This is a genomic window from Nevskia sp. (assembly GCF_023266035.1).
In the GTDB taxonomy this organism is placed as follows: Bacteria; Pseudomonadota; Gammaproteobacteria; order Nevskiales; family Nevskiaceae; genus Nevskia.
Genome location: NZ_JAHFRY010000135.1, coordinates 1 through 12,916 on the forward strand (window position 1 = coordinate 1; position 12,916 = coordinate 12,916).

A 12,916-nucleotide genomic window follows, 5' to 3' on the forward strand; every position below is an offset into this window, starting at 1 on the left:
CCGGCAGCGAGAAGTAGGAGCCGTTGACGAAGCCGTCCTCGCGGAAGTCGTACAGGTCATCGATGGCGATGCCGCGGATCGTCGTCTGATTGAAGCCGAACGACGGCTGCCCGGCGAACGGGCCGTTGCCGCTGAACTGGGCGACCCCGGCGGACAGTTCCAGCGCCTGGCCGAGCGTCTGTACCTGGCGCGCGTCGAGCGATTCGCGGGTGATGACGGTCACCGACTGCGGCGTTTCCCGCAGGCTCAGCTGCATCTTGGTAGCCGTCTGCTGGCTTTCGGCCTTGAAGCCTTCGGCGCGCACACCCGCCACCGTGACCGGCGCCAGCGCGACGGCACCGGACGATTCGACCAGCCAGCCGGCGCCCTGGCTCCGCGCGGCTAGCCCGGAACCGGCGAGCAGACGTTCCAGCGCCTGCGCCGCGCTGTAGCGGCCCCGCAAGGCAGCGGCGCGGCGGCCCGCCAGCAGCTCGCGATCCGCGATGACCTGAACACCGGTCTCGCGGCTCAACGCCGTCAGCGCCGTGCCCAGCGGCTGCTCGGGAAGATTCAATTCGAAGAAGCGCAGCGACTCGCCGCTGTCCTGCGCCAGGGCAGCGAGCGGATTCAAGGCCAACGAGCTGCCGAAACTGCCGGCGATCGCCATCGACAACAGGCGCAGAGGCCTGCGCGCACGCAATTGCAGCGTGGAACTGCCAGCTTTCATCCCGACTCTCCCGATCGAGCGCGCGGGCCTTCCGCGTACGTCGCGGTGCCGTGCACTTCTATGAACTTGTGGCTTGGGAGGGCTTGGCTGAAACGCTGGCTGGCCCGTCACAGCGGCATCCCTTTCAGGCCGCTGTCATGTTGAACGGATAAGAATCGTTCTCAACAAATTATGATGGGCTTGGACGGCTTACGTCAAAGAAGGCGGCGGCACCGCATGGTGTGGTGTCGCCGCCTCTGTGCTTTTCCGGCAACGGAAATCAGTCGCCGATCAGCGTCTCGACCGCCGGCAGCCCGGCGTTCGGGCCTTCCCAGCCCTGCATCGCCAGCCAGGCGCGTTCGCGCAGCAGCATCTCCTGCGCGTGGGCCATCACGGCGGCGTTGATCGCTTTCGTGTCCGGACCATCGGCAGCCATTGCCGAAGCACTGATCGCAGCACCCACGCTGGTACGCAGCGCCAGGTTGGTCGCTTCCAGCTCGGCCGGCGCAACACCGGCGCGGCTCAGCACGGCACGGCCGGCTTCCACATCGGTCGCCAACGCGGCCAAGCTTTCGCCGAGTTCGGGCAGCGCTGCGCCGTGGGCCGCGAGGCTGTCGGCCAGGCCGAGAAACTGCTTCAGCTCGTGGCAGTCGTAGTGGTACTGCAGCGGCAGGCGCTGCGCCATCAGATGCAGCATGGCGACCACCAGCTGTCCCTGTTCCTGGGCCAGCTTGTTGGCGGGATCGACGGCCGGCAGCACGACATCGGTCAGCGACTTGATCAGCGCTGGAATCTGGAAGCTGGGACGCAGTTCCATGTCAGAGCACCTCCGCCATCTGGGTTCGCAGCTCTTCGAGCAGCGGATAGGAAATGCCGCTCAGCCAGGCGACCAGCACGTCCTGATGGGTCTTGCCGTTGAGCGGCGCGCGGTAACCGGTGGCGAGCACGATGGCGATGGCCTTGTAGTTGTTGAAGAGGTCGTAGTACTGCATGCGCTGCGGATCGACCTTCAGACCCGAGGCGCGCTCGTAGCGGGCCAGGTATTCCTCGATCGGCAGGCAACCGGCGACCAGGAAAGTCTTGCCGTCTTCGGCCAGATGGCCGAACTGGCGCTTGGCCGACCAGGACAGATCTTCATGGCGATCGCCGAGATATCCCAGTTCCCAATCGAGCCAGGCGGAAATGCGCAGATCGTGTTCGGTGTACAGGAAGTTGCCGAGCCGGTAGTCGCCGTGGATCACCGAGACGTGATCGACCGGCGGCATGTTCCGGCGTAGCCAGGCCATGGTCAGGCGCATCAGCGGCACGTCCTCGTGGGAGTCCTCCTCCCAGACCCGTTCCCAGTGATTCAGCGCCCATTCCAGGGCTTCGGTGCCGGCGGCCGGGCGATCGTAGGCGCCGATATCGGCCTGCTGCCAGTCGAAGGTATGCGTGATCGCCAGATGGTCGACAAACTGCTGGCCCAGCGTTTCGCGTATTTCCGGCGGAATGAAGGTGCCGACGCCGCTGACACTGCTGCTCGATTTCGAGGGCTTGGTCACGCCTTCGGCAAAGCCGTAGACGATCGCCGGATACGGCAGGTATTCGCCGTAGGCATCGATCCAGTAGGTCGGCGGCACCGGCACCTTGCCTTCCATCGCCTTGATGATCTGGAACTCGCGCAGGCGGCTGGTTTCGGTGATCGCTTCCGAAGGCTCCATGCGCAGCACCAGCGGCGTCGAGCTGCGACCGACGCCGGGCTGATTCCAGTGCAGCACGAAGGCCATCTGCAGCTTCGAGGCACCGCCGGACAACCAGCGGGTATCGCTGATCGTGAACGGCTCGCTCAGCTGGGTTCTGAGCAGCGCTTCGGTGCCGGCCTGCAGGAGGTCGAGGGTGACCGGCGCATAAGGCGGCCCGGCGCGGCGTTCGAGCTTGCGGGTGAGCACGCGATCGATTTCCTGCTCGCAGGGATAGCGCTTGCGCAGGTGCTCGATCCACTCGGGGCTCGGACGGTTCTTGTCCACGACTGCCATGCTGCTCTCCTCGCTGTTCTTTCTGGTTATGGCTCAGCAGCGCGCGCGAATCGCATCGCGGTTGCGGGTCAGATAGGCGCGGCTCAGGCCGATCTGCTGCACCCCGTAACCAAGCTGGCCCGCGCAACTGACCCGCATGAAGCTCTGCAGATAAGTGTTGGACGGGTACGGTGCCCAGTAGCAGCTGTTGAGCGCCGAATAGGTCATCTGGAAACGCTTGCCGCGCACGTCGACGATTTCCAGCTCGCCACCCATCGGCACCGCTTTCCGGTATTCCTGCGTGCCACGCGCTTCCTTGATGCCGTAGGTCTTGCCGTCTTCGAGCACATAGCCGCTGACCAGCTTGCCGTAGTCGTTGGTCCTGGCCAGATCATGGGCGACGAACAGGTGCGCGGTCAGCGCTTCGCCGAAGCTGGCGTGCCACCAGATCACCGAAGAGTTGTCGCGTTCCGGACGCGAGCCCCAGCTACGGTCGCCGGTATCGACGCAGTCCACGTCGTAGCGCTTGCCGCGCACGGTGAGCTGGCCGCGGATGCGGTAGGTGACGTCGTAATGGCCGGACCAGGAGGTATCCCAGGCCGGGCCGTGACGTTCGGCAGCCATCGGGTCCATCGCCGGATCATTGAGATCGTAGGGCTCGTGGATGGCTTGGAAATCGAGATCGAAATGGGTGTCGTCGATGCCTTCGTAGCGCGCGTGGTAGCGCTTGGTCGGATCGGTGGCAGTGATGCTCAAACCATTCGGCAGGCTGAAATCGAGCAGCGACTTCGGACAAGGCAGGTGCTGCTGGTTGTCGATGTAGATCTGCTCTTCCCAGAGATCGGTGATCCGGTCATGGATGGTCACGTCGACCATGCAGACGCCGAGCATCGGCCGGGTCAGCACATAGATGATGCCGCTGACCGTAGTGCCCGGCACATGGAAGGACAGCGCCACGGTTTCCACCCACTGCCAGTGGGAGTCCGATTGGAAATGGAATTCGGCATCCTGGGGCTTGATCATCGGCTCACTCCGGCACGGGTGAATTCAACGCGCCGGGGAGCGGCGCGTCACAGCGAAGAAAAAGCACCCGGTCCCAAAAGGCGGTGGGGGAAAAACAGGACCGGGCGCATCAAAAGGATCAGGACTGCAGCGAGGCCATGTAGGCGAGGTAATCGGTCGGCCACATGAACTCGGTCCAACCGACTGCCGCCTGGCCGTCGATCGTGCAGCGCATCGCGCCTTCGACCAGCGTGCAGGTCGGCACCGGTGGCATCACCAAGGTCGCGAAGTACTCACCTTCCACCTGCACCTTGCGGCCGAGGGTGTCGGTGACGGTCGCCGAGATGGTCTTCTGGTGGTAACGCGCATCGGTGGTGAACGAGACCTCGACATTGGCGACCTGCGCGAACTGGCCGTCGCGATTCAGATAGCCGCGCAACTCGCTGCGGCCGCCGACCTCGATCTTCCAGAAATGCACCTGAGTGCCCTGGTTATAGGCGTGCAGCCACTTCCAGTGCTGCGGCTGGCCCCAGTCACGCGTGCCCCAGGAGTGATCGCGAGCACAGAAGGTATCGAAGGCGATGGCCTTGCCATCGACCTTGATCGTGCCGTGGACTCTGCCGGCCTGTTCCAGGCGATTGGTCGCCGCGAATGCCGGGCAACCATCGGGATGGAAGCTGTAGGCGAAGGCCGGGTGCAGCGCTTCGTAATTGGCTTCGATGACCACGCGGTCGGTGACCACCCCGAACTTCGCCGTCTTCAGCTTCAGGTCCTGCGCCAGATGCAGCTTGCCGACCTGCCAGTTGTCGAAATTCTTCTCAGGGCCCATCGGGATGCCATCGACGGCTTCGAACACCGGCGTGTCGCCAATGCCGGGACCGTAGGCTGCGAGTGCCGAGCCCGCGAGGTTGTCCTTGCTCACCCAGGTGTAGACGAACGCGGCGATGCCCTGCTCGGGCAGCGCGATCACGTAGGGGATCGACTCGCGTTCCAGCGGCAGGTTGCGCAGCTTGTGGCGGCCGTCATTGACCGGGTCCAGGATCGGCATGGGGCCATTCGGGGACATCTTGCTCATGGGAATCTCCTCGTTGTTCGTCGGTATTTCGTGTTTGTTCTGATCGCTTCAGCGCGCGCTGGCATCGAGCAGCGACGCGATCGACGGCACCGCCTTCGGGTCCGGCTCCCAGCCCTGCATCAGCAGCATGGAGCGATCGCGCAGCAGTTGTTCCTTGGACATCGCCAGCACCGCATCCCGGATGCCCGCGCGGCAGCCGGCTTCACCATCGCGATAGACCTCGGTGACCAGCTGGCCGCTGGTGACTCTCAGCGCCCGCACCATGGCTTCGACATCGGCCGGCGACGCCTGGGCGGCATCGAGCGTGCCGCCGGCAAGCTGCGTCGCTTCATAAAGCGCAGCCACTGCGGCCTGCGTGCCTTTCCCACCCTTCGCCTGCGCAACGAGTTCACGCGCGGTCGCGATCAGCCGCGCCAGTTCGTCGCAGTCGAAGCGGAACTGGTTCGGCAGTTGCTGGGCCAGCAGGGCAAGCAAACCGATCGACAACTTGCCCTGCTCGATCGCCAGCTTGTTGTTGGGATCGATCGCCGGCAGCACGACATCGCTCAGCGCCTTGATGACCGATTGAATCTGAATCTGTGGACGCATCTGCATGTCAGACGGCCTCCTCGATGAGCGTACGCATCTCGTCCAGCAGCATCGGCCCGATGCCGATCAGCCAGGTGACGAGCACGTCCTGATGGGTCTTGCTGCCGCGCGCAGTGCGGTAGCCGGTGGCCAGACTCAGCGTGGCCATCATGAAATCGTTATAGACCTTGTACCAATGCACGGTCCTGGGATTGATGCTCAAGCCGGTGGCCTTTTCATAGGCGGCGATGAACTCGGCTTCCGGCATCAGGCCGGAGGTCAGGAAGGTCTTGCCGTCCTCGGCCATCGCGCCGAACGCACGGCTGGTGGTCCAGGCGATGTCCTGATGACGGTCGCCGATGCGGCCCAGTTCCCAGTCCAGCCAGGCGGTGATCGTGGTGTCGTGCTCGGTGAACAGGAAGTTGCCGAGGCGGTAATCGGAATGGACGACGACGGCGCGATCGAGCACCGGCAGGTTGGCGCGCAGCCAGGCAGCGGCGAGGCGCATCAGCGGCACGTCTTCGTCGCAGTCCTCTTCCCAGACCCGCTCCCACCAGTTGATGCCCCATTCGGCGCATTGCGTGGTGCCGACTTCGGGGATGTCGAAAGCATCGAGGCCCTTACCGCGGAACTCGGCGGTGTGGATCTTCGCCAGATGTTCGACGAACTGCGGCGCCAGCTTGGCGCGCAGGTCCGCCGGCAACTGCGTGCCGAGGCCACTGACGCCGCTGGCCGCCGTGCTCGGCTTGGTGACGCCAGGTGCGAAGCCATAGATCAACGCCGGATACGGCAGATGATCGCCTTCCGAATCACACCAGTAGACGGGCGGCACCGGCACCACGCCTTCCATCGCGCGGATCAGCTGGAACTCGCGCAGGCGGCTGGTCTCGACGATCGATTCGCTGGGCTCCATGCGCAGCACCATCGCCGTGCACGACAGTCCGTCCTGCGGGTGCTGCCATTCCAGCGTGAACGCCATCTGCAGCTTCGAGGCGCCGCCGGACAGCCAGCGCGCGTCGCGCAGTTCGTAGGGCGTGTTCAGCTCGGCATCGAGCAGCGAGCGGACGCCGTCGACCAGCGTCTCCAACGCAAGCGGCTGATAGCCGGGGCCAGCGCGGCGCTGCATCTTGCGGGTGAGCACGCGATCGATCTCGCGCTCGGTGGGAAAGCGCGCCCGCAACTCGGCGATCCAGGCCGCGCTCGGCTGGCTCTTGTCTGCTGTCATCACGGCTCCTCGCTGGTGCTTCTTCGTCTGCGGTTCCGAGAGGGAAGCGGCAGACCTGTTGCACTCTCTCGACGACGCGTGCTGCCATCGTCCGGGTGCTTGCCATCATAGGATGGCCGTTAATTGACACTGTGTCAATATTAAATAGACAGTGCGCCAATAAACCAATCGACGCCGACAACTCAGGGCCGTCATCGGCCCGTTTATCATCGGCTCACTTTCCGGACTCAAGATGACATGGCGCGTATCGAATCCCGCCCGACGCGACGCACCCGCGCCAAGCACGGCGACCAGCCGAAGCTGACCATCGAGGAACGCCTGCTGGCGGCGATGGAGCGGCTGCTCGAAAACGGCCATCGCTTCGCCGCGCTGACTGTCGAACAATTGACCGACGAAGCCGGCATCGCTCGCGGTACCTTCTACCTGCACTTTCGCGACAAGGGCGAGCTGGTGGCGCGGCTGATGAGCCAGGTCACCGAGGAGATCATCGCCAGTACCGGCACCTGGCTCAGCGATGCCGAAGACGCGCGCCACCAGGTGCTGCAGCAGGCGCTGGTCGGCATGGTGGCAACCTTCAAGAAGCATCAGGCGATCCTCGCGGCCGTCAACGACACCGCGCCCTACGATCAGAACGTGGCCAGCCTGTACCGGACCATGGTCGACCGCATCTGCGCGCAAAGCCGCGTGTCGCTCGACACCATCCAGCGCAAGGGCCGCAGCCGCCCCGGTGCCACGGACGACGTTGCCGAAGTGCTGAGCTGGATGATCGTCATGTACTGCGCCCGTTTCATCGGCGAGCGCAACGGCGTCGAGCTGGATCGTCTTGCCGAATCGCTCGGCTACATCAGCGCCAGCACGGCGTTCGCGGACCCCTCAGCTGCCGCCCCTGCAGCAGCCAAACCGGCCGCTCAGAGAAAAACGAAATCGTCGATGTAGCGAATCGTTTTCGCGACTTCGCTCTCGGCAAACACATCGCGCCCGGTCAGCTCGCGGAACTCCGAGGACACCGACATCAAGGTGCCGGCCAGGCCGATGATCGCGTAGTACAAGCGGGCCGGATCACCACCGCGCACGCGCCCTTCGGCCTGGGCGCGGATGATCATGCCGATCACCTGATCGAACGAGGCGCGCAGATGCGTTTCGATCAGCCAGTGGATACGCCCGCTGCCCTGCGTGCTCTGCTGAACCATGATTCGGTGCAGTTGCGGAACTCGCGCCGAAAAGCGCACGAAGTTCTCGATGAACGCATGCAGGCCCGCCACGGCATCGCCGATGCCGGTGAGTGCCAGCCGCTGCTCGAACTCGAGCCGGTAATGGCCGATCACATCTTCCATCGTGCTCAGCCACAGCTGCTCCTTCGATTCGAAGTGATAGAGCAGCAACGGATGACTGACGCCGGCCCGCTCGGCCACCGCCCGCGTCGACGTGCCCTCGAAGCCGAAGGCACCAAAGCATTCGAGCCCGGCGTGCAACACCTGCTCGCGCACCTCGGCACCGCGCGGCTTCTTGGCGGTCCCTTTCGGCTTCTTCGGCGTCGGTGCCGGCGCGGTGGTCAGCCGCGCGGCGTGGTTGCGCCGTTGGCCGCGCGCATTCTTCGCGACCTCGACGGCGGGCGCTTCGACGGTGCCGCGCTTCTTTCTCGGTTCGTTCACCAGCGAAGCCTAAGCAATTTCCGGCTTCAGTCGATATCGATGACGATCTTGCCGAAGTGCTGGCCAGACAGCTGATAGCGAAAGGCATCGGCCATCTTGCTCAGCGGGAAGCGGGTATCGATGATCGGCTTCATGCCGCTCTTCTCGATGGCCTCGACCATGCGCAGCTGCATGGCGCGGCTGCCGACCGCGATCGGGCGGATCTGCTGCTGCTTCATCATCAGCTTGGCCAGATTGATCTCGGCCATCAGGCCGCCCAGGATGCCGATGATGACCAGGCTGCCGCCGACCTTGACCGCGCTGATCGACTGATCGAGCGTCGTCGAGCCGCCGACGTCGATGACGTGATCGACACCGCCACCGGACAACTGGCTGATCGCCTCGCCCCAGTTCGGATCAGCGTGGTAATCGACGGTGGCATCGGCGCCGAGCGTCTTCAGCCGCTCGAGCTTGGCCGGCGATGACGACGTGGCGTAGACCTTGGCGCCGAAGGACTTGGCGAACTGCAGCGCGAAGATCGAAACACCGCCCGTGCCTTCGACCAGTACCTGATCGCCCGCCTCGATCTGGCCGACCTCGACCAGCGCCCGCCAGGCAGTCAGCGCGGCGCAGGGCAAGGTCGCCGCTTCGGCATAGGAATAGCCTTTGGGAATGCGGGTCAGCTTGTCCGGGTCGACCAGGCCGAACTCCACCGCGCAGCCATCGGTCGAGTCGCCACCGAGGCGACTGGTGGTGGCTGCAGTCGGCTCGCCGTCCTGCCAGTCCGGGAAGAACAGGCTCATCACCTTGTCGCCGACGGCCCAGCCGCTGACACCCTCGCCGACCGCGACGATTTCACCGGCGCCATCGGAGATCGGAATCCGGCCATCGACTGCCGGCAGCATGCCGGCCACCACCGCGTAATCGTGGAAGTTCAGCGACAAGGCGCGCCAGCGCACCTTGAGCTTGCCCTTGGCGATCGCGGGTTCGGCTAGGTCCTCGATCGACAACGATTCCAGACTGGTCGGCAAACGCACTACGGCTGCTTTCATCACCTGCTCCTTGGGTTATTGAGTCGGCATATTGATATTGAACGCGAGCGCACCGAGTCCGACCGGATGATCTCGCCAACAGGTGCAGAATGCCGACTCAATAACTAGAAACCATTGATTTTTTATTGATGCGGCACCTTCGGCACTTCACAGATGACGCAGATCCTGAATCGAACGCCGGGTCCACGTTCAACACCAAAGTGCCGCATCAATAAAGGCTTGCTGCAGGCTCAGGCGGGGACCAGCTTGTTGCCCACCAGGGCGACTTCAACGGCGACGGTATCCGCGTATTCCTCGACGTCGGCAATGAAGCCGTTGTCGATGCGCAAAACCATCGCGTAATGCGGCTGCGAGTACGGCAGACCGGTGGGCCCGATGCCATGCCCCGAGGCGAGGATCACCGCGCGATTGCCGTCGACGATGATCTCCTTGAGGGTCAGCTGCGGCGGTTGCTTGAAGCTTGCCAGCGCCGGCACCAGCGCGCCCTTGACGGTATCGCGGCCATGCAGGTCGGTGGACAGCGGCGTGGTGCCGATGATCCGGTATTTCACGTTCGGCGCCAGCAGGTCGAACGCCTCGGCGAAGGCGCCGCTGCAGAGCAGATCGGCATATTTGCGGGCGATGCTGCGTGCTTGATCCATGGTGTTCTCCTCGTTGTTATGGAATGAATCTACCGAGCCACCGATTCAGCTGGCGGCCTGTGCAAAGAAGCTTCTCGATGCCGGCACCGTCGGCTGCGTGCACAAGGTGCCGCCGTCCACCGGCAGGATGTGTCCGGTGATGAAGCGGGCATCGTCCGAAGCCAGGAAGGCCACCGCCTGCGCCACTTCCAGCGGGCCACCCAGGAACGGCGTGCAGGCGCCGTCGACATTGATGTCGATCAGCGGCTTGGGGATGAAGCTCGCGGTCAGCGGCGTCAGCACCAGCGCTGGCGCCACGGCGTTGCAGCGAATGCCACGCTTGCCGTAAGCGGCCGCCACGTGCTGGGTGATGCTGTTGATCGCCGCTTTCGATGCGCTGTACGCCGGCAGGCTGATGTAGGCCGCAAGCCCGTAGGTGGACGAGGTGTTGACGATCACGCCACCACCGCGGCGAAGCATCGCCGGGATCGCATGCTTGCAGCCGAGCATGGTGCCGCGCACGTTGACGGCCATCGTGCGGTCCCAGATGTCGATCTCCATCGCCGCGATGTCGGCATCCTTGGCCAGCACTTTCGGGTCTTGCAGCGCTGCGTTGTTATGCAGGATGTCGAGACCGCCGTAACGCTCCTCCGCGTAGGTGATGGCGGCCTTGATCGAGTCCTCGCTGCCGATGTCGCAGACCAGCGATTCGGCGATGCCGCCGGCATCGCGGATCATCGCCGCGGTGGCTGCAGCGGTTTCCGGGTTGAGGTCGGTGCACAGCACCGATGCGCCGCGTTCGGCCATCAGTCGGGCGGTGGCCTGGCCAATGCCCGAACCGGCGCCGGTGATCATCGCCACTTTTCCCTTGAGGCTGGACATGCTTTTCTCCAATGCGGTTCAGACCGGCAGCGGTTCGCGCAGCACGCGCACCGCGATCGGCAGCTTGGCGTGGCCGACTTTCGGCTGACCATGAATCTCGACGGCCATCGCCGCCTGGGCGAGTGCGTAGAGCATGTGCATCAAGCGCTGCTCGGCTGCGGGTAGAACATCGAGCGGAAAGTTTTCGAGATGCGCGAGCGCTGCTTCGGCACGCGGCTGCATCGCATCGTAGAAGCGCCGGATGTTGTCCATCGACGACGCGGCGCGGTGCTGCATGCGCGCATCGAAGCTGGGCAGCGCCCACTCGGCGACATGCGCTTCAAGATCGGCAAACGCGGCTGGCAGAAGAGAGTTGTTCATTCGCTCATCGCCTCCTGCACGGTGGCCGACTTCGCCCATTTCTCGACGTGATGCACCGAGTGCCGCAACAGCGCTTCGTTGTCCTGCAGGAACATCGCGTCCTTGGCGCCGGACTCCAGGCCGCGCTGCACGCGCGCGACATTGGAAACGTCCTCTACCAGCACTTCGATCACGCGTGACAGGTAATGCTCCTGCTGGAAACGCTCGCGCACGGTGAGCGCCTTGGGCACGTAGAAACGCACCTCGTGGCGCGTGGTGTGATAGCTCGTGGGCCAGAAGTGATGGGTCCAGAAGCCGCCGGGGCCGGTATCGAGATTGAAGTTCGGGAACACGAAGTTCACGTCCATCGACCAGCTCTTGGTGCGCGTCGGGTTCACCGAGGGATGAGCCAGGAAGGCATCCATGCTGCCGACCTTGCCGGCGGCGATGGTGCTGCCGGTCTGCACCTGGCTGTAGGCGAGCTGTTCGACCTTCTGGTGATCGTGCGGCCGATAGTCGGGATTGCCGTACATCGAGCAGAAACGATGCGGACCGAAGAAGCGCGCGTCCATCAGGCGGCCGGTGCGATTGCTCGTCGACGCGAACGTCGTGCCGATGGTTTCCGGATGGATCACCGGAATGTGGTAGGACTCGCTGAAGGCATCGGCAACGACCTTCCAATTGCAGTCGAGCTGGGCCTCGACGACGATCGGGTTGTCGGCGTTCGGGTATTCCATGTTGGCCAGGAAGCTGCCGAAGTCGCCGAGAAAATCCTCGAGCGAGACCGAAGGCTTGCGCTCCAGATTGATGAAGATCCAGCCGTTCCAGACCTCGGTCGCGATCTTGGCGAGGCCGGCCGTCTTACGATCAAGGCCAACGAAGCATTTCTCGTCCGGCACGCCGCGCAGCTCGCCATCCGTGCCATAAGCCCAGCCGTGGTACGGACACCTGATCAGCTGGCTGCAGCCCTGCGGCTCGCTGACCAGCAGGTTGTGGCGATGCGAGCAGACGTTGTGGAAGGCCTGCACGCGGCCCTCGCCATCGCGCGTGATCAGCACCGAGGCCTCGCAGATCTCGATCTCCTTGACCATGAAGCTGTGCGGCTTGGCGATCTCCTCGACTCTTCCCATGATCAGCCAGGAGCGGCCGAACACCCGCTCGCGCTCCAGCTGATAGAACGCCGGCGAGCGATAGGACTCGGCCGAAACCGGGCCGTTCTTGAGGCCCGCGAGCTGGGTCCATTTGTTGGCGATGAAATCGTCTGCTGCCATCGGCTTTGCTCCTGCTGTGATTGCGATCTGCCGCGTGCTGAAGTGCTGCGGCTCAGGCCGCCGTATAACCACCGTCGACGACCATCTCCATGCCGGTGATCCACTGCGCGGCGTCGGAAGCGAGATAGCGAATTGCCAGCGCGATATCGACGGGACGTCCTAGGCCAAGCAGATGTGCGGCCTCGAAAGCTGACTCGGCCGCGGCCTCGTCGGGCACGATGCCGAGCTTCACGAAGTCGCGTAGCGTTTTCACGCCCATCTCGGTCTTGATCAGGCCCGGATGCACCGAGTTGACGCGGATGCCGTAGTGCAGGCGCGCGCATTCGTTGGCCGCCGCCTTGGTCATCAGCCGCACCGCGCCTTTCGATGCGCAGTAGGCGCCTAGCCCGGCAACGCCCTTGATGCCGGCGGCCGAGGACAGGTTGACGATGACGCCGCCCTTGCCCGCCGTGCCGCCCGGCCGCATCGCGCGGATGGCGTGCTTGATGCCGAGGAAGACGCTGGTGCCGTTGACTTCCATCTGTCGCCGGTAGTCATCGACGCTCATGTCGGCAAAGAATCCAGCCAGTTCGA

At 64.2% G+C, this 12,916-nt stretch carries 15 protein-coding genes; 1 reads left to right on the top strand and 14 read right to left on the bottom strand.

From position 1 onward, the window contains the following. The 7 genes from Q0D45_RS17740 to Q0D45_RS17770 all read right to left on the bottom strand — a co-directional run. The coding region (locus tag Q0D45_RS17740; RefSeq protein WP_293395881.1) for a secretin and TonB N-terminal domain-containing protein at positions 1-706 on the bottom strand (706 nt) is incomplete at its 3' end. Between the two features lie 259 nt (positions 707-965). Beyond that, complete coding sequence (locus tag Q0D45_RS17745; protein ID WP_293395884.1) at positions 966-1,502, bottom strand: hypothetical protein; 537 nt, start codon at positions 1,500-1,502, stop codon at positions 966-968. 1 nt (position 1,503) lies between these two features. After that, on the bottom strand, positions 1,504-2,700 hold the full coding sequence (locus Q0D45_RS17750) for a phosphotransferase family protein (RefSeq protein WP_293395887.1): 1,197 nt from the start codon (positions 2,698-2,700) through the stop codon (positions 1,504-1,506). A 33-nt stretch (positions 2,701-2,733) separates the two neighbouring features. Beyond that, a complete protein-coding gene (locus tag Q0D45_RS17755) occupies positions 2,734-3,702 on the bottom strand; it encodes a hypothetical protein (protein WP_293395890.1) in 969 nt (322 codons plus the stop codon). A 118-nt stretch (positions 3,703-3,820) separates the two neighbouring features. Further along, complete coding sequence (locus Q0D45_RS17760; protein WP_293395893.1) at positions 3,821-4,756, bottom strand: hypothetical protein; 936 nt, start codon at positions 4,754-4,756, stop codon at positions 3,821-3,823. Positions 4,757-4,804: 48 nt separating this feature from the next. Next, complete coding sequence (locus Q0D45_RS17765; RefSeq protein WP_293395896.1) at positions 4,805-5,350, bottom strand: hypothetical protein; 546 nt, start codon at positions 5,348-5,350, stop codon at positions 4,805-4,807. A 1-nt stretch (position 5,351) separates the two neighbouring features. Then, on the bottom strand, positions 5,352-6,548 hold the full coding sequence (locus Q0D45_RS17770) for a phosphotransferase family protein (protein ID WP_293395899.1): 1,197 nt from the start codon (positions 6,546-6,548) through the stop codon (positions 5,352-5,354). Positions 6,549-6,785: 237 nt separating this feature from the next. On the opposite strand from Q0D45_RS17770, the gene Q0D45_RS17775 reads away from it, so the two are divergent. Continuing rightward, entirely contained in the window at positions 6,786-7,484 is a 699-nt protein-coding gene (locus Q0D45_RS17775; RefSeq protein ID WP_293395902.1) for a TetR/AcrR family transcriptional regulator, read from the top strand. Here Q0D45_RS17775 and Q0D45_RS17780 read toward each other — a convergent pair. The 7 genes from Q0D45_RS17780 to Q0D45_RS17810 all read right to left on the bottom strand — a co-directional run. After that, positions 7,457-8,200 carry a TetR/AcrR family transcriptional regulator gene (locus tag Q0D45_RS17780; RefSeq protein WP_293395905.1) on the bottom strand — a complete coding sequence of 248 codons (744 nt, stop codon included), beginning with the start codon at positions 8,198-8,200 and terminating at the stop codon, positions 7,457-7,459. The genes Q0D45_RS17775 and Q0D45_RS17780 overlap by 28 nt on opposite strands. A gap of 26 nt (positions 8,201-8,226) precedes the next feature. Continuing rightward, positions 8,227-9,231: an NAD(P)-dependent alcohol dehydrogenase gene (locus Q0D45_RS17785; protein WP_293395908.1), complete on the bottom strand. Its 1,005-nt coding sequence runs from the start codon at positions 9,229-9,231 to the stop codon at positions 8,227-8,229. 230 nt (positions 9,232-9,461) lie between these two features. Next, the gene (locus tag Q0D45_RS17790; protein WP_293395911.1) at positions 9,462-9,872 is read right to left on the bottom strand and encodes a nuclear transport factor 2 family protein; all 411 of its coding nucleotides are present in this window, start codon (positions 9,870-9,872) and stop codon (positions 9,462-9,464) included. Between the two features lie 45 nt (positions 9,873-9,917). Beyond that, positions 9,918-10,733: an SDR family oxidoreductase gene (locus Q0D45_RS17795; RefSeq protein WP_293395914.1), complete on the bottom strand. Its 816-nt coding sequence runs from the start codon at positions 10,731-10,733 to the stop codon at positions 9,918-9,920. A gap of 18 nt (positions 10,734-10,751) precedes the next feature. Further along, entirely contained in the window at positions 10,752-11,093 is a 342-nt protein-coding gene (locus Q0D45_RS17800; RefSeq protein ID WP_293395917.1) for a hypothetical protein, read from the bottom strand. Continuing rightward, positions 11,090-12,343, bottom strand: coding sequence for an aromatic ring-hydroxylating dioxygenase subunit alpha (locus Q0D45_RS17805; RefSeq protein WP_293395920.1), 1,254 nt, complete (start codon positions 12,341-12,343; stop codon positions 11,090-11,092). Before Q0D45_RS17805 ends, Q0D45_RS17800 begins: the two co-directional genes overlap by 4 nt. A gap of 52 nt (positions 12,344-12,395) precedes the next feature. Then, on the bottom strand, positions 12,396-12,916 hold a 521-nt coding region (locus Q0D45_RS17810), incomplete at its 5' end, for an SDR family oxidoreductase (protein WP_293395923.1).

What these genes read in the sequence shown, in the direction of transcription:
- Q0D45_RS17790 (WP_293395911.1), bottom strand. Translation starts at nt 9,872, where the DNA reads ATGGATCAAGCACGCAGCATCGCCCGCAAATATGCCGATCTGCTCTGC.
- Q0D45_RS17745 (WP_293395884.1), bottom strand. Translation starts at nt 1,502, where the DNA reads ATGGAACTGCGTCCCAGCTTCCAGATTCCAGCGCTGATCAAGTCGCTG.
- Q0D45_RS17775 (WP_293395902.1), top strand. Translation starts at nt 6,786, where the DNA reads ATGGCGCGTATCGAATCCCGCCCGACGCGACGCACCCGCGCCAAGCAC.
- Q0D45_RS17800 (WP_293395917.1), bottom strand. Translation starts at nt 11,093, where the DNA reads ATGAACAACTCTCTTCTGCCAGCCGCGTTTGCCGATCTTGAAGCGCAT.
- Q0D45_RS17785 (WP_293395908.1), bottom strand. Translation starts at nt 9,231, where the DNA reads ATGAAAGCAGCCGTAGTGCGTTTGCCGACCAGTCTGGAATCGTTGTCG.
- Q0D45_RS17755 (WP_293395890.1), bottom strand. Translation starts at nt 3,702, where the DNA reads ATGATCAAGCCCCAGGATGCCGAATTCCATTTCCAATCGGACTCCCAC.
- Q0D45_RS17770 (WP_293395899.1), bottom strand. Translation starts at nt 6,548, where the DNA reads ATGACAGCAGACAAGAGCCAGCCGAGCGCGGCCTGGATCGCCGAGTTG.
- Q0D45_RS17795 (WP_293395914.1), bottom strand. Translation starts at nt 10,733, where the DNA reads ATGTCCAGCCTCAAGGGAAAAGTGGCGATGATCACCGGCGCCGGTTCG.
- Q0D45_RS17750 (WP_293395887.1), bottom strand. Translation starts at nt 2,700, where the DNA reads ATGGCAGTCGTGGACAAGAACCGTCCGAGCCCCGAGTGGATCGAGCAC.
- Q0D45_RS17760 (WP_293395893.1), bottom strand. Translation starts at nt 4,756, where the DNA reads ATGAGCAAGATGTCCCCGAATGGCCCCATGCCGATCCTGGACCCGGTC.
- Q0D45_RS17805 (WP_293395920.1), bottom strand. Translation starts at nt 12,343, where the DNA reads ATGGCAGCAGACGATTTCATCGCCAACAAATGGACCCAGCTCGCGGGC.
- Q0D45_RS17765 (WP_293395896.1), bottom strand. Translation starts at nt 5,350, where the DNA reads ATGCAGATGCGTCCACAGATTCAGATTCAATCGGTCATCAAGGCGCTG.